The 19,993-nt window shown below is 58.3% G+C and carries 13 protein-coding genes; 5 read left to right on the top strand and 8 right to left on the bottom strand.

Annotated elements, in window-relative coordinates; translation table 11 throughout:
* Positions 1–129 precede the first annotated feature (129 nt).
* Positions 130–2,223 (bottom strand): T9SS type A sorting domain-containing protein, encoded by a 2,094-nt coding sequence (locus HY962_10640; GenBank protein ID MBI5647378.1) that lies wholly within the window; start codon positions 2,221–2,223, stop codon positions 130–132.
* A 364-nt stretch (positions 2,224–2,587) separates the two neighbouring features.
* Here HY962_10640 and HY962_10635 point away from each other — a divergent pair, with 364 nt between their 5' ends.
* Positions 2,588–3,898: a glycosyltransferase gene (locus tag HY962_10635; GenBank protein ID MBI5647377.1), complete on the top strand. Its 1,311-nt coding sequence runs from the start codon at positions 2,588–2,590 to the stop codon at positions 3,896–3,898.
* 94 nt (positions 3,899–3,992) lie between these two features.
* Here the strand turns inward: HY962_10635 and HY962_10630 are convergent, their stop codons facing one another.
* The 4 genes from HY962_10630 to HY962_10615 are packed head-to-tail and all read right to left on the bottom strand — an operon-like array spanning position 3,993 to position 7,442.
* Positions 3,993–5,126 carry a sodium ion-translocating decarboxylase subunit beta gene (locus HY962_10630; protein MBI5647376.1) on the bottom strand — a complete coding sequence of 378 codons (1,134 nt, stop codon included), beginning with the start codon at positions 5,124–5,126 and terminating at the stop codon, positions 3,993–3,995.
* A gap of 8 nt (positions 5,127–5,134) precedes the next feature.
* Positions 5,135–5,530 (bottom strand): acetyl-CoA carboxylase biotin carboxyl carrier protein subunit, encoded by a 396-nt coding sequence (locus tag HY962_10625; GenBank protein ID MBI5647375.1) that lies wholly within the window; start codon positions 5,528–5,530, stop codon positions 5,135–5,137.
* A gap of 5 nt (positions 5,531–5,535) precedes the next feature.
* Positions 5,536–5,880, bottom strand: coding sequence for an OadG family protein (locus tag HY962_10620; protein ID MBI5647374.1), 345 nt, complete (start codon positions 5,878–5,880; stop codon positions 5,536–5,538).
* Between the two features lie 8 nt (positions 5,881–5,888).
* Positions 5,889–7,442, bottom strand: a complete 1,554-nt coding sequence (locus HY962_10615) for an acyl-CoA carboxylase subunit beta (GenBank protein MBI5647373.1) — start codon at positions 7,440–7,442, stop codon at positions 5,889–5,891.
* A 447-nt stretch (positions 7,443–7,889) separates the two neighbouring features.
* Between HY962_10615 and HY962_10610 the strand changes: the two genes are divergently transcribed.
* A complete protein-coding gene (locus HY962_10610; GenBank protein MBI5647372.1) occupies positions 7,890–9,227 on the top strand; it encodes a cellulase family glycosylhydrolase in 1,338 nt (445 codons plus the stop codon).
* A 301-nt stretch (positions 9,228–9,528) separates the two neighbouring features.
* Complete coding sequence (locus HY962_10605) at positions 9,529–12,435, top strand: outer membrane beta-barrel protein (GenBank protein MBI5647371.1); 2,907 nt, start codon at positions 9,529–9,531, stop codon at positions 12,433–12,435.
* A 128-nt stretch (positions 12,436–12,563) separates the two neighbouring features.
* On the opposite strand, the gene HY962_10600 is transcribed toward HY962_10605, so the two are convergent.
* Entirely contained in the window at positions 12,564–12,908 is a 345-nt protein-coding gene (locus HY962_10600; protein ID MBI5647370.1) for an STAS domain-containing protein, read from the bottom strand.
* 61 nt (positions 12,909–12,969) lie between these two features.
* Positions 12,970–13,902, bottom strand: coding sequence for a hypothetical protein (locus tag HY962_10595; protein ID MBI5647369.1), 933 nt, complete (start codon positions 13,900–13,902; stop codon positions 12,970–12,972).
* Between the two features lie 338 nt (positions 13,903–14,240).
* Here HY962_10595 and HY962_10590 point away from each other — a divergent pair, with 338 nt between their 5' ends.
* Positions 14,241–16,853, top strand: coding sequence for a HAMP domain-containing protein (locus tag HY962_10590; protein ID MBI5647368.1), 2,613 nt, complete (start codon positions 14,241–14,243; stop codon positions 16,851–16,853).
* A gap of 26 nt (positions 16,854–16,879) precedes the next feature.
* On the opposite strand, the gene ygiD is transcribed toward HY962_10590, so the two are convergent.
* Entirely contained in the window at positions 16,880–17,713 is an 834-nt protein-coding gene (gene ygiD / locus HY962_10585; protein MBI5647367.1) for a 4,5-DOPA dioxygenase extradiol, read from the bottom strand.
* Between the two features lie 329 nt (positions 17,714–18,042).
* On the opposite strand from ygiD, the gene HY962_10580 reads away from it, so the two are divergent.
* Entirely contained in the window at positions 18,043–19,881 is a 1,839-nt protein-coding gene (locus HY962_10580) for a DUF3365 domain-containing protein (GenBank protein ID MBI5647366.1), read from the top strand.
* The last annotated feature ends 112 nt before the right edge of the window (positions 19,882–19,993 follow it).

Here is a 19,993-nt window from a genome sequence, read left to right as displayed (position 1 = left end):
TGACAACGCGGAGGTGAAACCGGTTACGGATGGCGAGGATAAAATACCGGTTCCTCCCCGCGGCGTCAAGGCATATAAACAAAAACCGCCGCGAATGCGGCGGTTTTTGCAAAACGGGTGTAGAGGATCTTATTTGACCAGAACCATCTTCTTGGTGATCGAGGTGGTCTTTCCGTCCACCGTGCTGCTCAGGCGGTAGAAATATGTGCCGCTGTTCAGGTCGTTTCCGGTGAACTGGGTGCTGTACTTGCCCGGGGCGAGGATGCCGTCGGCCAGAGTGGCGACAAGCTGTCCCGCGGTGTTGTACACACCGACAAACACCGTTGCCGTGCGGGCCACGTCGAACTTGATCGTGGTGCTCGGGTTGAACGGATTCGGGTAGTTCTGCTCGAGCGAGAAGCTTCCCGGCACGGTCTGATCGATGGGCTGCACGCCCGTCTGCGCGCCGAGGGAGGCACGAAGGAGAGCGACAGCATACTTTGTATTGTGGATACCGTGGCTCCAATCGTTCTTTACGAAGTAGTAGTTCCACGTTGCGCCGTACCATTCGGGATGCGACTTGTAGGTAAGCGAATCCTTCTTGAAGTCGACCGACATGTTGATGGGTTCACCGTCGGCGCCCTTCGGGAGGATGCTCTTCAGTGTGGCGAGCATACCGTCGATTTCCTTCACAACGGCTTCGATCGAACCGTTGCCGTCGTAGTCCGCACCGGCCTGGATGTCGTCGAACGAGTCGACCTTTGAGCCGTGGCAGGTCTTGCAGGACGTGACGATGTCATTGCCGGCAGCGTCCTTCATTTCCATTTCATGGTTCGAATGGACGCTCGAGCCGTTGATACGAGTGGCCATGTGGCAGGTGACGCAACCGTCATCGAGACCCTGGTGTGTGCCGATGCCCTGAATGGGCGTGCCGTAGTCGTAGCCGTTGGTGCCGAGGTACATGTCGGCCTGCGGGCTGTAGTGCGGGTAGAAGCGATCGCGGAAGACGAGCTTCTGCATTTCCACAACGATCTTGTTATCGGTGCGCGCGCGGTGGCAGTTCATACAGAGCTGGCCCTTGCCGCCCACTTCCGCGGGAACAACATAGCCGTTGGCAAGTTTGTCACGGGTCACGATACGAAGCTGATAGGGATTGGCTTCGCTGTGCGGATCGTGGCAGGCAACGCAGGAGATCGATTCGACGATTTCGACACCGGCATAGTTCGGCGCCGCGGGGTTCTTCGCGAACCTGGCGAAAGCGTCGCCGTTATGGCACGGCCAGCAGGAGGTGCGGCCGGCTTCTTCGCCGGAGAGAGGCATGGTCGCGTGGCTCGATGCCGCCCAGTAGCTGCCGATGCGATGCTTGTTCGGCGCATCGTGGCACTGCATGCAGGAACCGGCCTCGGAATTCACACCGATGAGTTTCTTGTTGCCGCCGCCGGAAACGTGCGCCTGGCCGGGGCCGTGACACGCTTCGCACATGATATTCGCAACCGCAGCAACAGCCGGGAAGTTGGTATTCATGTTGCGGACCGACGTGGAGTCGTTCAGCGGAATCAGGTATTCGTTGTTCCAGAACGTAAACGGTTTGTACCATGTGGTGTCAAAACCCGTCTGTTTCGCGAGGAAGCCGTAGTTGCCGTTGTCGGCGTTCTGATCCCAACCCGTCGTGTGGCAGCGGACGCAGTTTTTGCTGTACACGCCCATAAAGGTCGAGCCGTATCCCTCGACTTCGAGCTGACCGCTGATGCCACGTGTAAACATTGTGGCGTGGCGGGTCTTCTCCCATTCCGTTTTCACGGCCGCGTGGCAGGTGCCGCAGTTCAGGCCCGTGCTCGGCATACCGACGTAGGTCGACGCCTGCAAGGTGTCGAGAGCGACCTTGCCGCTGTCGACTTCAACCTGGACGATGTACTCGCCGGCAATGTCGGGGATGAAGCGCACGAAACGATTCGCGGGCGTGTCAATCGCCGCGGTCGAATTTGCGGGTTTGGCGACAATCGTCCACGCGTGCGTGGTGATCGCGCCTGATTCCTCCGTGCTCAGGTACACTTTCATGTTGATCGGCACGACCCGCAGACCCGTCGAAACAGGGAATGTGCCTGCTGGGGCAGTTCCGTAGAGCCGCGGCGACATGGCGACCCTGTGGACCTTCACCGCGATGGACTGTGCTCCCGCATCCTGCACGAATCCCGCCAGGAACAGGCCGAGCAGGATCATCGCAATTGGTGCGACTCTCTTCATAATAAAACCTCCGGTGGTTAAAGTGCTTCAGACCGGAACGGCGCCTTTGTTGCAGTTCCGGTCCTTCATACACGACAAAAGATATACCACCTCTTTTTAGTTTAATTAAGACAATTCGGCATCCCTATGTCTCAAAAGAAACAGCGAAAATGAATAAAAATAAGTACCTAATGTGGATAACTCGTGTACGAATTGCCTGAATTCCGGGCTGGAATTTCTGTCTTCCGGGTCAAAGCGCCCCGAGCCCTTCCCAAATCTGAAAATCGAGAGAAAGGAGATCGAGTCTGTCGGAAACGTGATGCAGGTTTCCCTTTTTGTTCTTGGAGGCGAGTTGGATACATTCGTTGATACTGAGCAAAAATCCATGAAAAACGTTCTCATTATCTCGTATTACTTCCCGCCTTCCGGCGGACCCGGCGTTCAAAGGGTACTGAAATTCGCCAAATACCTGCGTTCCTTCGGATGGAGGCCGGTCATTCTCACTGTCAAGGACGCCGACTACCCCGCGAGGGACGAGTCCCTGCTGGATGAAATCCCGCCTGATATGCCCGTGTACCGCACAAAGATATTCGAGCCGTACGACGTGTACCGGAAAGTGACGGGGAAAAAGGTGGGAACGCCGGTTGACGTCAATACCATCCCGAAACCGGGCGAGAAGCGCTCGTTGAGCGAGACGATGGCCGAGTTCATACGGGCAACGTTTTTTATCCCCGATGCACGAATCGGTTGGTACAGGCACGCCGTGCGAGAGGGGCTCGACATCATCCGGCGGGAGAATATCCATGCCATTTATTCATCGTCCCCTCCATACACATGCTCCGTCATTGCCCGGGCGTTGAAAAAGAAAACAGGTCTCCCTTGGATCGCGGGTTTCCGCGATCCCTGGCGCGGTTTTCTTTCCACGCCTAAACGCTGGTTTTTGCCCGCCATGATCGACAGACATTTCGAATGCGGGACTTTCAACGATTGTGATCGTATGGAAGTAGCGTGGATCGGGATATTGAAGGACTTTCACGCGAAGTATCCCGATATTCCGACCGGGAAGGTTCACCACCTGCCGAACGGCTACGACAGCGCCGATTTCCCGAGCGTCGAGTTCCACACGCGCGACCTGTTTACGATCACGTACACGGGATCCATGTATGGGAAACGCAATCCCGAGAGTTTCCTTGCAGGTGTTGCGATGGCGGTGGAGCGCGGCGATGTGGATCCGGCGCGCATCCGGCTGCAGTTTATCGGCCGTTTCGGTGCCGAAGTGCGCGCGATGTTCAACCACCCGACGTTGCAGTCGTCGATTGTCGTGAAGGAGTACATGCCGCACGCGGAAAGTGTGAGGCACCTTTTCCAGTCGAACGCGCTGTTGATGATCGTCGACGACTTTCAGGGGAATGAGGAAATCGTGCCAGGTAAGGTGTACGAATACATGGGCGCGGGCAAACCCATCATCACGCTCGCACCCGAAGGCGCGGTCGCCGAAGTGATTCGCGATACACGATCGGGACGTGTCTGCCGTTCCGGCGATATCGAGGCAATCTCCCGCATCGTTGCGTCCTACTATGCGGAATGGCGTGAGGGCACTCTGGGTCTGGAACAGGACAGGGAGGCCATCGCGCGATTTGAGCGCAGGGAAGTGACACATCGCCTGGCCCTGTTGCTCGATGAGGTGACGCAGTAGTCCAGCCCGGTGAGAATACAGCCTCGGCTGCAGTGCAACAAGAATATGCCGGTGCGGGACTACCGCACCGGCAATAATTCCGTAATGAGTTGGGTTATTTTCCTAGTATCGCGAGAAGGACTCCGGCAGCGATTGCGGTCCCTATGACGCCAGCAACGTTCGGGCCCATAGCGTGCATGAGCAGATAATTTTGCGGATTGTATTCCTGACCGACGTTATGTGATACCCTCGCGGCCATCGGGACAGCGGAGACTCCGGCGGAACCGATCAGAGGGTTGATTTTTCCACCCGAAAGGCGGTACATGAGTTTTCCGAACAACACCCCGCCCACCGTCGAGAAACCGAAGGCGACAACTCCGAGTGAGAGAATTTTCAGTGTCTCAACGCGAAGGAACACATCTGCCGCCATCGTCATTCCCACGCAGGTACCGAGGAAGAATGTTACGATGTTAATCAGCTCGTTCTGGGCCATGTTTGTCAGACGCTCCACGACCCCGCTCTCACGCAACAGATTGCCGCCCATAAGCATCGCCAACAATGGCGCAGCAGGGGGCACGATAAGAACGCCGACCATTGCAACAGCAAGGGGAAAAACGATTTTCACCTTCCTCGACACCGGTCGTGGCGTTTCCATGACAACCATACGTTCCTTTTCCGTTGTCAAAAGACGCATGATCGGGGGCTGAATCAGCGGTACCAGAGCCATGTATGAGTAGGCCGAGACGGCGATGGGTCCGAGTAAATGGGGAGCGAGCTTCAGTGTAAGATAGATTGCGGTTGGTCCGTCCGCACCTCCGATGATACCGATTGCAGCCGCCTCCTGCATGTTGAATCCTAATGCCGTCGCTGTCATTAGTGCGATGAAGACGCCAAGTTGAGCCGCTGCTCCGAGCAGAAAGGTTTTGGGATTCGCCAGCAGCGGTCCGAAGTCGGTCATCGCGCCGATTCCAAGAAAGATCAGTGGAGGGAAAATTTCGAGTTCAATTCCCTTGGAAAGGTAATAATACAGTCCACCGATAGTTTCACCAGCCGGTGGTGTGAGCAGACCGTTACCCGGGAGATTGATTAAGAAGGCACCGAGTCCGATAGGGAGCAGAAGCAGGGGTTCGAAACCCCTGCGAATGGCAAGGTAAATGAGCAGGGATGCAACACAGAGCATCGAGACCTGCCCCCAAGTGAGGGACCAAAATCCCATGCCCTCGAGAAACTTCATAAAATGTTCGAGCATAACGCGGCCTATTCGTAGGTCAGCAGGGGATGACCTTGCTCGATTACATCCTTCTCCTTCACATGGACCTTTTTCACCTTGGCGGTGAACGGGGAGGCGATATTGGTTTTCATTTTCATTGCCTCAACAACGATGACGACATCATTTTCCGTGACATCTTGTCCGTCGCTAATTTTCACCTCGAGGACTACACCGTTAAGTGGCGAAGCGAGGGTCTTCTGATCAAGAGTTTCCTTCTTTTTCGAGCGCGGAGAGAGCGCAACCGGCGTTGCTCCGCTATAGCTTTCAATCGAGCGGGTTGGGGGGCGGAACGCCGGCTGTGTTTGAATCACATCGTCGTCCTCCAGCACTTCCACATCCACTTCATACCGTTTTCCGTTGACGGTGATGAGGAGCTTCTTCATGTCGATCACTTCTTCTTGATTGTGTGAGATGCCATTATTGATCCACGCCCGGCGCTGGTCCAGGATTCTCCACTCGTATCGCCTAGGAAACGTATCCGGCGTACAGTGACGGGCTGTTGCAGCGTAGCGGCGACTGCCGCGCTCACAACGGCGATCAATTCGTCGTTGTGATCCGGGTCAACCGACTTCTGCTCCACTTTCTGCGCATACTTCTTGACACGTCTGGAGTTGAGGGTCTCATCGACAAACTTGAAGACCCAGATCATCCCCGCGAGGAAGAGCAGCGATGCAAAGACTCCGCCCATGCCAACGACGAGCAGAAGCGAACTTTCGGAGAGACGTTCGAACATGCGCACTCCTATAAGGGGATGAGGCCGTGCTTCTTCTGCGGCCGTTGGTCACGTTTACTGCGCAAGCTTTCGAGAGCAACCGATAGGTAGGCGCGGGTTGTACGTGGCTCGATGACCGCATCGACCATGCCGCGGGCGGCGGCCAGATACGGCGTGGCAAACTCGGCACGGTATTGCTCGATCAGCTCGCGGCGCCGTTCCTGCGGCCGTTCGGCGGATTTGATCTCGTCACGGAACAGCACACTCACGGCGCCCTCCGCGCCCATCACGGCAATCTCGGCAGTGGGCCATGCGGCAACGCGGTCGGCCCCCAGACTCTTTGCGCACATCGCCAGATATGCTCCGCCGTAGGCCTTGCGCACGACGATGGTGATTTTCGGGACCGTGGCGGCGGAGAAGGAGAACAGCATCTTTGCGCCATGGCGGATGATGCCGCCGAATTCCTGTTCCACTCCAGGGAGGAATCCGGGCACGTCGACAAAACTCACCAACGGAATGTTAAACGCGTTGCAGAAGCGGATGAAACGCGAGGCCTTGTCGGATGCGTCGATGTCGATGGCGCCGAATTTTTCCACGGGCTGATTTGCGACGACGCCAACAACGCGGCCGTTCAACCGCGCGAGCGCGACGATGATGTTGCGCGCGTAGTGCGCATGCACTTCGAATATCGAATCGGGATCGAACACGCGCTCGAGAATATTCATCATGTTGAAGGCCTCGCGCGGATCGTCGGGCACCGCGTGATTGAGGCCTTCATCGTCGATGAGCGTGAGTTCGCCCGTTGCGAGCGACGGCGGATCCTCCGTGTTATTCGAGGGAAGATAACTGAGCAGCCTCTGCACGATTTCGATCGCGTCCGCGTCGTCGCGCGCGATGAAATGTGCGTTGCCGCTGTAGGTGGCCTGCGCCATGGCACCGCCGAGTTCCTCGGCGGTGATGTCCTCACCCGTCGCTTCTTTTATCACCTGCGGTCCCGCGATAAAAAGCTGGCCCGTCTTGTTGACCATGATGATAAAATCCATCAGTGCGGGAGAATACGCGGCGCCGCCGGCACAGGGTCCGGCGATGACGGCAATCTGCGGCACGACACCCGAAAGCAACGTGTTGTAGTAGAAGATTCGTCCGTATCCGCGCAGCGAGTCGACGCCTTCCTGTATTCGCGCGCCGCCGCTGTCATTGATCGATACGTATGGGGCGCCTGCTTTGAGCGCCATATCCATCATCTCACAGATTTTCCACGCGTGCATACCTCCGACACTTCCGCCCATGACGGTGAAGTCCTGAGACGATGCGTACACGAGGCGCCCGCCGATGGCGCCGAGGCCTGTGACCACACCTTCGGCTGGCAGGTCCTTCCCTTCCATGCCGAACGTGGTCGCCTGATGCTGAACGAAGCGATACAGCTCGTCGTAGAAACCATTGTCGAAAAGAAGGTGCAGGCGTTCGTGCGCCGTCATTTTCCCGAAATTATGCTGCGCCTGGAGTTTGTCCAGCCCCCCGCCCAAATTAATATGGGCGTTCTTTTCACCAAGAAAGTGAATTTTTTCTTGAACCGTACTCATGGTAGGATTGGATTGCGATGGAGGACATCGGTGGTGGGAGGTGCGTAATCTTGTGTTTCTGCACGTAATAAATGCATTTGCAGGAAACTCTATTAACATACGGCTTTCATCTGGAAATTCCTTACATATTATTGCATCCTACACTTCGCTGATTAGCGCCTTCATTGAGAATTAATTCTCGTATAACACGCATGTATTTGATGCGAAAAGGTCTGAATAAGCTGACCAGTGCAGGAGTTTAGGACGTCGGAGTCTTTATTAATGGTGCTTGACACCGGTCGAATTTCTTGCGCGGCAGATGGCCCAGGTGTAGATTCAGGCCGTTGATCCCCGCACATGGAATTGGATTTGCCACACCGCGACCGAAGGATCCGCGGACATCTGGCAGCGGCGGCGCATTGCGTTTGTGCCGCTAAATGCCCTGAGGCCCATCAGAAAGGAACACTCATGATACATCGACTCGTCCTTCTCGGTCTGCTCCTCGCCGCAGGAACGCTCAACACGGGCGCCCAGCAGCGAAGCACACTCTTTATCGCGGGGCGGCATCTCTACACACCCTGCAATGAACGCGTCGTGATACGCGGCGTCAACAAGATGATTGTGTGGACCGGAGATCTCGCGCTGCGGAAACGTTCGTACGAGGAGATCGCAAAGACCGGCGCAAACACCGTGCGAATTGTGTGGCTCGCGAATCCATCACCGGCGGAGCCGGACGCGGGGCCCGACGGCCTCGACCGCACGATTCAGGACTGCATCGATGCCGACCTGATTCCTATAATAGAAGTGCACGACGCAACGGGAGACTGGTCGAAGCTCGGCGCAATGGTCGATTATTGGCTGCGGCCGGAGGTGCTGGCCGTGATTCAAAAACACGAGAAGTATCTGCTGCTCAACATCGGCAATGAAATCGGTGACGACACGGTCACAGAGGCCATGTTCCGCGCCGGGTACGGCGACGCGATTCTTCGACTGCGCAACGCGGGCCTCAAGCTGCCGCTGGTCATCGACGGTTCGGACTGGGGAAAAAATATAGACATGCTTCAGGCGACAGGCCCGGATCTATTTGAGCAGGATCCGGAGCACAATATCCTTTTTTCAGCGCACATGTACTGGGCGATCAGCGATGGCGCGACCGACGCGTTTATCACACAGGAGCTGGAGCAATCCGCAGCGATGGGGCTGCCGCTCATCGTGGGCGAGTTCGCGCATCTGTTCCCGCGGGGCGGGCCGTGCAATCTGGAGACGGATTACAAGGCCATCGCAAAGGCATGCAAGGATCTCGACATCGGCTGGCTCGCGTGGGAGTGGGGTCCGGGCAACGAGTTCGCGCATCCGAGCTGCGATGTCATGAACATGACGCTCGACGGCACGTACGCGACATTAAAGGCGGGATGGGCGCGTGATCTGGCCCTCGATCTCCCCGGATCGATACGTCAGACCTCGACTGTCAGCACCTACATCAAGAACGGCGGAATGTGTGACCCGTCACGCGTGCGGGAGCCATTCCCCGCGCCACATTCACTTGCAGTCACTGTGTATCCCAATCCGTCACGCGGGTACATCATCGCGACGGTGCGCTCCGCCGCGGCCGCCGCGGCGCGAGTGAGTCTCGTGGATCCACTTGGAAGGGAAGTGGTTCAAGAGCGATTCGTTGATCTTGCACCAGGTTCAAACAGTATTCCATTCCGCCTCGCAACGACGCCCGCGGCGGGTTTGTATTTCGTTCGTGTACAGACCGCGGTTGGCGGAACCACGGCACCGGTACTGCACCTTCCCCTCGAATAGCCGTCCTCACGAAGCCGCTCCCGCACTCAACCACGGATCGCGCAACGGCGCGCCCGTGGAGGAGTTTTTTCCAGCACACAGGCGGCGCGGGAAGTCGCGAGTGCACCCCGCGGCACCAATCCAGATATTTCAATGTTGAAGGATCGATGGCGAAATGCCCTTGTTGAGACCGCATTTCGCAGTACTTTACAGGCTGTTCACTATGTGGAAAGAATCCGCGTGAACGCTACTGCATCGAACACATGCTAAACTTTTACAACTGCCGCGTGTCATACCGCAGTTGAACCGAACCCTGGACCCCATGACTTTCTTCCGCATCACCATCCTCGCACTTCTGCTGAGCGCCGTCTCTTTCGCGCAGGAATTCAGCGTCAGCGGCACCGTTGTCGACAGCGGCAACGGCACGGGCCTTCGCAATGCGAACGTCGTTTTCATCCATCTCCCCGATTCCACCCGCAAGGGTGACGTGACCAGCTCGGACGGCTCTTTCGAGGTGAAGGAACTCGTGCGCGGCCGTTACATCATGCGCATCACCTACATCGGCTATACCACATACAGCAGACCCGTGCAGATCACGGATAAATCGATCGCTCTCGGGAAAATCCGTCTCGCCGAAACGAGCGTGAAACTGGGTGAGGTGGAGATCGAAGGCCGACTTCCGGTGGCACGTGTGAAGGACGACACCACGGAGGTCTCCGCAGACGCGTTCAAGGTAAACAAGGACGCCACCGCGGAGGACCTCGTCACAAAGATTCCCGGCGTGGTGGTGCAGAATGGCCAGGTCCAGGCGCAGGGGCAAGCGGTGCAGAAGGTGCTTGTGGATAACAAGCCCTTTTTCGGCAACGATCCGACCGCGGCGCTCAAAAATCTGCCCGCGGAAGTGATATCCAGCGTCCAGTTCTACGACGAGCGCAGTGAACAGTCGCGTTTTACCGGATTTGACGACGGAAACACGCAGAAGACCATCAACTTCATCACACGCGCCGGCATGCGAAACGGCCAGTTCGGCAAGTTCTACGCAGGGTACGGGGCCGACGATGAATATCAGCCGGGTGAATACAAGGTTGGCGGATCGCTGAACCTCTTCAGCGGCGACAGGCGCCTCACCATACTCGGAATGTCGAACAACGTCAACGAGCAGAATTTCGCCGTTGAGGACATTCTTGGAGCGACAGGCGGCGGCAGCGGACCGGGCGGACAGGGATTCCGCATGATCAGCAGTCTGGCGTCGAGCGGTGCGGGGCGCCTCTTTCAGATGGGCGGCCGCGGCGGCGGTTTCGGCGGCGGTGATATCGGCAACTTCATGGTGCAGCCGCGCGGCGGTGTCGCAACAACGCATGCGCTGGGCCTGAATTATTCCGATAAATGGACGGATGCCGTTGAAGTGTCGGGCAGTTATTTCTTCAACCTGAGCAAGAACGACGCAACCTCGTCGCTGCTCCGTCGCTACGTGTTCGAAGCACCCGCGGCGCAGACGTACGGCGAAACAGAAACAGCGGCGAACGACAACATGAACCATCGTTTCAACATGCGGGCCGAGTGGACCATCGACACGTTGAATTCCGTGCTCATTCGTCCGCGGTTCACATTCCAACAAAACGAAGGTTCGAGCGTGCTGTTCGGCGAGACCATGCAGGATACCGCGCGCCTGAATAACACCAATATCAACCGGACGAGCGATCTCGACGGCTTGAATCTCTCGAATGACATTTTATACCGCCGGAAATTCGAGACGCGCGGACGCACGTTTTCGTTGAGTTTCAATCAGGCGTACAACTCGAGCACCGGCACATCCGGAGCCAAATCCAATTACACGGTGTTCGGTGTAAACGGATCCAGCGACCTTATCGACCAGACTGCAACGCTCGACCGCGCCGGATGGACACTCGGCGGCAACATCGCGTGGACGGAACCGATCACCGAGAAACTGCTGGCGCAGGTATCGTACAACGTAAACCAGAACCGCAGCGAGTCCGACAAACAGACCTTCAACCTCTCGAATTCGGGCCTGTACGACGCGCTCGACACGACGCTCACAAACACGTACGACAACAGGTACACCACCCATGCAGGCGGGGCGGATCTGCGCTGGAACGACGAGGAATTGAACGGTTCCGCGGGAGTCTCGTATCAGGTCGCAACACTCGCAGGGACGCAGACCTTTCCCTACACGGCCGATTTGAGCACAACGTTCACCGACGTCCTGCCGAACGCGCAATTGCGGTGGAGGATTACACGAGAAAAGAATCTGAATTTCTTTTACCGGACGCGGACAAACGCGCCGAGCGTGGAACAGCTCCAGAACGTGCTCGACAATTCGAACCCGCTGCAATTGCGCGCGGGAAATCCCGACCTCACGCAGGATTACCAGCATACCGTCATGCTGCGATATACCGCGGCCGACATGGCGCGTTTGAACTACTTCTTCGCGATGCTCTACGGCTCGTACACATACAACAGCGTGGCGAACAGCACACTGTACGCGGATCAGGAAACGGACATCCTTCTCGGAGGCCGGACGATCACCATTCCGCGCGGCGCGCAGTTCACGCGGCCGGTGAACGTCGACGGAGCGATGTCGCTGCGCACGATGATGACGTACGGCCTGCCCGTCGAGTTCCTGAAAACCAACATGAACGTCTCGGCGTTTGTGAACATGTCGCGCACACCCGGCCTGATCAACGGCGCGACCAATTACGCATCGTCGCCCTCGTACGGCTTCAGCCTGGTGTTCGCCAGCAATATCAGCCCCGAGCTGGATTATACCCTATCCTCGCTTTCGATTCTGACGACCACGCGCAACTCGCTTCAGTCGCAGTTGAATTCGGACTACTTCATGCAGTCGACACGTGTGCGTCTGAGCTGGACCTTCTGGGAGGGCTTCGTTCTCTCGAGCGATGTAAGCCACACATACTCGTCGGGTCAGACGACCGGATACAATCAGGACTTCGTGATCTGGAATATCGGTCTCGGAAAAAAATTCCTGGCGAACGATGCGGCCGAGCTGCGGCTCACCTTCTTCGATCTGCTCAATCAGAACCGCAGCATTTCGCAGACAAGCAACGAGCTGTACATCGAGGATAACCGGACGGAAGTGCTTCAGCGCTATGCGCTGCTCACGTTCTCGTACAACCTGCGCAACTTCACGTCGGGCATGTCGCCTGACCGCGGGCCTCGCCATGGCGACGGTCCCCCGATGCGTCCGTAAACAGAAGCGAGTCGCGCGGCAGCGTCCGCGTCCCAACAACAACGGCGGGGGTGGGATACAACCACCTCCGCCGTTGTTGTTCCATACGGCCTCGGGCGTTTGAAACGGCGGGCCGTGTATACGCCGGGTCAGGTGTCCAGATACCGCACGGCGCTCTCGATGGACTGCGTATGCGGGAGCAGCGAGTCGACGTGTGCCACACGCAGCACATCCTCGATCATGGAGGATGCATGTATTAGGACCATACGGCCCTTTCTCTCATTCAGCTCGCGCGCATTCCGCACAAGCATACAGATGCCGGCCGATGTGAGAAATTCAAGCTTCTGCAGATCGACGATCACCTTGCCTTGCGGCGAACCGAGCGTGTGAAGCGAGAAGAGTTTTTCGATTCCGAGCGTGCCTTTCAGATCGAGGCGGCCCCGCAGTTCGATGAGACGGATGTCATCGCGGAAATTTCGGATCGTCAATTCCATGTACTTCAGGGTATGATGTTTCCAGGTGCGTGATATCAGAGTTTTGGGCGAGTTGGTGGGGTTATTTTACACGTTTGAACCACCAGGCGTCGCGTCCTCCTTCGATAAAGGACAGAGGATCCGCCTGTCCGCGGACAGTGCGACCGTCATACGCGAGTTTGTTTCCCTGCACCTTGAATTTCCAGACGCCGTAGGGTTTTTCATCGAGGTACAAGGTCAGCGTATAGTCGCCATCGACGGCGAGGAGGTTCTGCGCCTTGAAGTACTCCCCGTACTTTTGTTCCTTCTCGGGGTGCGACATCATGAACTCGTAGCGCACCCAGCGGTGGAACAACGAGATGGTGGTGCCGGGTCCGGGTCCGCCGCAGACGAGTTTCTTGTCCTTGTCACGCACGATACGCACGTCGATTTTGAAGTCCTTTTCCATCCTCTCCGTATCGAGGTGCCGCAGGAAGATTTTCCAATACAGAGTCTGATCCGGCCGTGCCTCGGGATAGATGAGGTAGCCCCAGTCCTGCCAATCACCATCAAGCGTATAGAAGGGTCCGCCCGCGAACGGGTCCGACGGAGTGCGCTTTTTTACAGAAAATGGATACGCGTAGAACTTCACACCCTCGAGGTAGAAGTCGAGCACGTAGTCGCCTTCCTGGAGTTTCATGCCATAGATTGTTTCGCCGGTGGCGGCATCGATCGTTTTTGTCTGTGCGACGAGGTAGTAAGGTTCGCGGACGAGTTCCGTATGCCAGTCCTGTTTGTACAGCTCGGTACCGTCGGCTTTCCGAACCACAAGAGTCCCGTTTTGGTTTTCCTTGACAAACACGACCTGGATCTGGTTGCCGAGATCGAACGTGCCGTCCTTCTCCTGCAACGAGATATTGTTGAGAAGCGACGAGAACATGACACTGGGCGAGTATTGTGCATCCGCTGCAACAAAGGGCAGCAGCGCGAGACACAGAAGCGGGAGGAGCGGTGAACACGAGACGCGTCGTGACATGAAGATCACCTGTGCGTTATGTGTGGGATGTGCGGTGTTTGCGGAATGGTGCGCCATGGCGCGCGTGATGGTGCGCAAGCGGCATGGCAGTATGGAAGTTTTGTTTCTGTCCTCGTTCCCCGGGGACAATTGTATGTCGGAAAGTGTATCCGTGTATGGGGTACAAACTATCCACCGTTATCGAAAGAAGCAATACGCCCCCGGATGGATTCGTTCCAGCGTTTGTTGATTCCGGATACGAGGTGGCGTAGTTTATCGCACACGACTTCCCGCACATCATGACTGTCCCGTCCGCGGCAGAGACGCGGACCCGTATTCGCTGAGGTTCAAAGAGCATCATGCCACCACTGTATTTCCGATCCATCTCGATTGCATATTTCGCGTGCACCCTGTTCATGGCGATAATCGTCGCCTATTTGCTGCTGGCGCGCGGGAAGTCGCGGGCAACCACCGCTCTTGCCGCGAACATGGCCGCGGCGATGGTGTTCAGCGGTCTTGAGCTGATGCTCACATCGGCGTTCTCCCCCCATTCGTACGCGTACAATCCGCTGATATACAGCATGGCGCTGGTGTTCTGCACCACGGCGCTCTGGTTTGCCTACGAGTATCTCGCCGATATTTATCCGACCGAGAAGCGTGTAGTCGTCACGGCATCGGGTCTCGTCGCCGCGGGCTTCCTCGGATGGAGCGCCGTGGAACTTCTGAGCCGCGGGGCACGCTACGACCTGCCGCTGCAGGCCGTGGGGTATCTCGCGGTCGTGCAATACGCGGTCATTGTGACAGTGTTCCTCCGCAAGCGGCGGATGATTCTTGGAGGGGGGCTTGAGTCGGATGCCGGCACCGACACGCGCTTTGCGCTGCCCGTGGACAGCGCGGCGGTGCAGGCGAGCGCCGAGAAGCTGCGCAGCCACCGGGCATCGGCCTGCGTGTCGTTCAGCGTGTTTCTTCTGTTGATCCTCTTTGTATCGGCCTCGTCGATGCTGCGCGACGCGGGATTGTACTCGAGCACCGTGAACGTGATAGTGATTGTCGTGTGCCTGCTGCTGTACAGCGGCGGATTTGTGATCGTGTATCTTCTACATGGCCCCGAGTCGTCGACCTTCCAGGTGAAACTGATCGGACTCACACTGATGGCCGTCTTCATGGTGTTGTCGCTGCTTCCGCTCGCACTTGTGCCTGAGCACGAGATCGCGGACGACGACCGCGTGTCGTCTCCCCCCGCCCCTGTACTGCGGTTCACACCCCTGGATGGGGGCGCGTATCAGGTGCGACCGGCGCAACGTGCCGCCGCAAGTCCGGCCGGTGAGCCGCTCGAGATGGGACGCGCGACCTATGCGGCCGTGCCGATCGGTTTTCCGTTCCCGCTCTTCGGCACGACGCACGACAGCGTCCATGTGTCGCTATACGGGTATGCCGTCTTCGGTCGCGAAGCCGCAACACTCGTGCCCAATCATATCGGCGACTTCCTCGCGCGCGAGCCGGCGCCCATACTCGCCCCATATGCGATGGATGCCGACAAGGGGCAGCGGCGCGAGATCAGCATTTTGCGCGCCGCCGACAGTGTGGTGATCACGTGGTCGCGGTTGCAATTCTACGGAACAATGGCACGGAGCAGTTTCCGCCTGGTCCTCTACCGCGACGGACGCTTCGAGTACCGCTACGACACCATCAACGCACCTGGCGTGATCGTCGCGCAGGACGGCGACACAACCGAACGTGAGACACGACGCGCGGACGCGGACGCGCCCTTTGTACTTGCCGCGGGTACGCGCCTTCGCATCGACACCCATGAAACGTTCCTCGCACTCCTGCACGGGAAACATCTCCCGATCGCGTGGATGCTGGTGGGCACCGCGCTGTTTGTCATCCTGGTGTTCCCGCGCTTTTACCGCAGCGGCCTCATCGCGCCGCTCGAAGCGCTGCTGTACGCGGTCGAATCCGTTGACCACGGCCGCCTCGACGCATGGACGCCCGTCGTCATCCGTGACGAGATCGGCCATGTGTCCGCCAGTTTCAACAGGATGACTCATTCGTTGCGCGACGCACAGCAGCAGCTTCGCGCCTATGCCGACAACCTCGAGGAACTTGTGCGCGAGAGGACGGCGAAACTGGAAGCGGCGCAGAAGCAGCTTGTGCAGCAGGAGAAACTCGCCTCGCTCGGCCAGCTCACAGCGGGCATCGCGCACGAGATCAAGAACCCGCTCAATTTCATCAATAATTTTGCATCGGGCTCGGCGCGCCTGCTCGACGATCTGGACGAGGCGCTGCGGGATGCCGCGCAGGGAGATACGGCGCGCGCGGGAGAGGCAGCGGAGCTTGTCGGCGAACTGCGCGAGAGTGTTTCGCGTATTCGCGCGCATGGCGGGCGTGTCGATGCGATTGTCACAAACATGATGCAGCACTCGCGCGGTGAGGACGAGGCGCGCAAGCCCACCGACATCAACGAGTTTCTGCGCCAGGCGGCGCACATGGCCACCTTGCAGCTCCGCGAATCGGCGCCGGACGCCGAACCGGTCGTCACGTTCGAACTGGATGACGCGGCCGGGTCCGTCGATGCAGTGCGGCCGGATCTGCTGCGTCTTTTCATCAATGTCATGCTCAACGGCCTGCAGGCCTCGGCCGAGTACGCACACAGCGGCGCGATCGATCACCCGGCGCTGACGGTTCGCTCGGAGATGACGGCGGAAGGCGCGGTGGTGCACATCAGCGACAACGGTCCCGGCATTCCGGACGACATCCGCGGGCGCATTTTCCAGCCGTTCTTCACGACCAAGGCCGCGGGTGTGGGCACCGGTTTGGGACTGTCGCTTGCGCACGACATAGCCGTCGCGCACGGCGCGACCATCGACCTGGAATCTGCTTCGGGCCAATCCGCGATGTTTGTGATACGTTTCACCAAGGAGGACGGCGTCCGGCCGGCCGAAGAATCCGCGGTGGGACAGGAAGGATGAAGCGGATCTCCGGTGGGGCCGCGGTGTCAGTCCGGCAACCCGAAGGCGACACTGCGCATGCTCAATCCGCCGTAGTACACCTCCTCGTGCGTAAAAGAGACAGACTCGTCCTTTTTTGAGATGCCGAGCGCGTAGAGGAGCGGGATGTAGTGGTCGGGCGTGGGGACGGCACGCCGGGCCGCGGGATGCGTCGCGAAGCGGAGCAGTGCGTCGTCGTTGCGCGCGCGGAGCGCGGATCCGACCCAGTCGTCAAACTCCACCGCCCACGGAGCGGGCGAGGAGTCGTCGCGCGACATCGCCGCGAAACTCTCGGTCAGGTTGTGGACGACGTTGCCGCTTCCGACGACAAGCACACCCTTCTCACGCAGCGTGGCGAGGCGCGCGGCAAGTTCGTAGTGGTATTGCATGCTGCGGCCGTAATCGATGCTGAGCTGATAGACCGGGATATCGGCCCGCGGGAAAATATGATGGAGGATGGTCCACGCTCCATGGTCGAGTCCCCAATCCTCCGTCGGCGTGGCGCCGGGCGCGAGCGCGGCTGTTTCGCGCGCCAGTTCCGGCGCACCCGGAGCGGCATACCGCATCTCGAACAGCGCGGGCGGAAATCCGCCGAAGTCGTGGATGGTTTCGGGGCGGGCGCCCGCCTGCACGAAGGTGCCGCGGGTCAGCCAATGCGCCGACACAACAAGAATCGCGCGCGGGCGGAGTTCGCCGTCGAGACGCGCGCCCAGGGCGCCGAGATGGCGTGTGAAGCGATTGTCCTCGAGCGCGTTCATCGGACTGCCGTGTCCGATAAAAAGCGCCGGCAGACGCGGAGTGGAGGGGTGGGCGGCAAGCGAATCAAGGGCGCGAAGTGTCATGGCTGGAGCGAAAGGCGCGAGTGCAAGGAGTGATAGAAACCGTGAACGTGTCATAGTATAACCGACGAGACTGCTTTAAAGTGGCATTCCGGGTGATAATGTTCCAACATCGAGCGTGGACCGAGGATTCCCGGGAACGCGACTGTATTCGGAGGTGTTGGATCGTATTACACTTTCGATGTACTTTCACGGCGTCTACGTACTTCCAATTCGCGAAGGCACGCGCATGGCGCGTGTTTTCACACCCTTCCCGCCTCGTGATACACAACGCTCCGAGGAGCGTGGATGTTTTGCAGGGCGGTCGGCTACCCACACAGCAGCAGCAGGCAATGGATCACGATACAGTCTCAGACACGCCGGCAGACACGAATCCCCGGGAACGCGGTCCGCGTGATGCGTTGATCCGTCTGCTTCAGCGTCATCCGATCGCGATGATCGGCCTCCTCCTCTTTGTGGGAATGGCCGCGATTCTCGTGCACCTCGAACGGTTCTCGATGAAGATCAAGGAATCGGTATCGCTCGAGAGCGCGGACGTGTACGCGCGCACTCTCGGCGAATTCCGCACCTTCTATGCCGAGGAGCTGTTGCCGCGTGTCAAGCTGAACGGTGTGCCGGTGACACATGATTACCTGCGCGATCCACGCGCGCTGCCGATTCCCGCCACGATGAGCATCGATCTCAGCAAGCGCCTGAGCGCGACGGAACAGGGTTACGGCATCCGCGTATTCAGCGACTACCCGTTCCCCTGGCGCGTGAAGGAGGGCGGTCCGCGCGACGATTACGAGCGGGCAGCATTGTATGAATTGCGGCGCACAGGCACGAAGGCCTTTTCGCGATTTGAGGAAATGAACGGTGTGTTGTCGCTCCGGTACGCGAGTCCGATGCTGATGGAAAAGGCCTGTGTATCCTGTCACAACACGCATCCCGATTCGCCGAAGAAGGACTGGAAAGTCGGCGACGTGCGCGGCGTGCAGGAGATCACCATCCCGCTCGAGAAACAGCTCGGCGAGATAAAGAGCGGCCTGCTGGAGTCGTTCCTCATCATGATGACGATCACGCTGCTCGGACTCGGCGTGTTGTGGGTTGCGATCGGCGGCATGCGACGGTCGCTGGCGCAAACCCAGGACCTTGCCGAGAAGCAGCGGGTCATCAACGAGGAATTACAGGTGCAGATCGCCGAACGCACCCGCGCGGAAATGCAGCTCGAGGAAACGAATCGCACGCTCGAGACAAAGGTGGATGAAAGGACGCGCGAACTGTCGGACAAGAACGCGGAGCTGAGTTCCACTCTCGAAACGCTGCAGACCACACTCGACAAACTCAAGGCCGCACAGGATCAGCTCATCGTGCAGGAGAAGCTCGCGTCGCTCGGTGAACTGACCGCCGCCATATCGCACGAAATTAAGAATCCCCTGAACTTTGTGACGAACTTCGCCAAACTCGCGCGCAAGCTGACCGCCGAGGTGCGCGACATACTTTCGCAGTCGGAAACGCAGTTTACACCGGCCACCGTCGACGATCTCCGCGACATTAACAACGATATCGACGAAAATCTGGAGAAGATCAACGAGCACGGGCAGCGCGCGGACAGCATCATCCGCGGCATGCTGATGCACTCGCGGGGCATTTCGGAGGAGCTTATGCCCACCGATGTGAACGCCCTGTTGAAGGAGTACGTCGATCTCTCGTATCACGGCATGCGGGCGCAGATGCAGGATTTCAACGTGTCGCTGCACGCCTCCTACGAGGAAGGACTGCCGTTGATTCTGATCGCGCCGCAGGATGTGAGCCGCGTGTTCCTGAACATTCTCAAGAACGGCATGTATGCCACACATCAGAAGCGACTCTGGCTCGGCGAGGAGTACGCCCCCGACGTGTCGGTTTCGACCAAGCGGTACGACGACGACATCGAAATACGCATTCGCGACAACGGTCCGGGCATCCCGGATGAGCTTCGGGAAAAAATCTTCGAACCATTCTTCACAACAAAACCCGCGGGCGAGGGCACCGGTCTCGGCCTGTCGCTCAGTTACGAAGTGATCAAGCGGCACTTCGGGACCATCCGCGTCGAATCCGCCATCGGCGAGTTCACCGAGTTTATCATCCGCCTTCCCATCCGCACGCAGCTCAGTCCCGCACCGGCGGAAGACGAAACTCACACAAAATAAATCGAGACCTTGCTTGACAGGCAAATTCGGATATGATATATTCGAATTACGTCACTTTACGTAAGAACACACGCGCTATACCCGGGCGGTTACGCCCATAAAACGCACTTTC

Source organism: Ignavibacteriota bacterium (genome assembly GCA_016218045.1).
Taxonomy (GTDB): domain Bacteria; phylum Bacteroidota; class Ignavibacteria; order SZUA-365; family SZUA-365; genus JACRFB01.
The sequence above is the reverse complement of the archived record's forward strand: the minus strand, read 5'-3'. Positions and strand labels throughout refer to the sequence as shown.

Coding starts and splice junctions, on each gene's coding strand:
- HY962_10640 (MBI5647378.1), bottom strand. CDS start 2,223: ATGAAGAGAGTCGCACCAATTGCGATGATCCTGCTCGGCCTGTTCCTG.
- HY962_10635 (MBI5647377.1), top strand. CDS start 2,588: ATGAAAAACGTTCTCATTATCTCGTATTACTTCCCGCCTTCCGGCGGA.
- HY962_10630 (MBI5647376.1), bottom strand. CDS start 5,126: ATGCTCGAACATTTTATGAAGTTTCTCGAGGGCATGGGATTTTGGTCC.
- HY962_10625 (MBI5647375.1), bottom strand. CDS start 5,530: ATGAAGAAGCTCCTCATCACCGTCAACGGAAAACGGTATGAAGTGGAT.
- HY962_10620 (MBI5647374.1), bottom strand. CDS start 5,880: ATGTTCGAACGTCTCTCCGAAAGTTCGCTTCTGCTCGTCGTTGGCATG.
- HY962_10615 (MBI5647373.1), bottom strand. CDS start 7,442: ATGAGTACGGTTCAAGAAAAAATTCACTTTCTTGGTGAAAAGAACGCC.
- HY962_10610 (MBI5647372.1), top strand. CDS start 7,890: ATGATACATCGACTCGTCCTTCTCGGTCTGCTCCTCGCCGCAGGAACG.
- HY962_10605 (MBI5647371.1), top strand. CDS start 9,529: ATGACTTTCTTCCGCATCACCATCCTCGCACTTCTGCTGAGCGCCGTC.
- HY962_10600 (MBI5647370.1), bottom strand. CDS start 12,908: ATGGAATTGACGATCCGAAATTTCCGCGATGACATCCGTCTCATCGAA.
- HY962_10595 (MBI5647369.1), bottom strand. CDS start 13,902: ATGTCACGACGCGTCTCGTGTTCACCGCTCCTCCCGCTTCTGTGTCTC.
- HY962_10590 (MBI5647368.1), top strand. CDS start 14,241: ATGCCACCACTGTATTTCCGATCCATCTCGATTGCATATTTCGCGTGC.
- ygiD (MBI5647367.1), bottom strand. CDS start 17,713: ATGACACTTCGCGCCCTTGATTCGCTTGCCGCCCACCCCTCCACTCCG.
- HY962_10580 (MBI5647366.1), top strand. CDS start 18,043: ATGGATCACGATACAGTCTCAGACACGCCGGCAGACACGAATCCCCGG.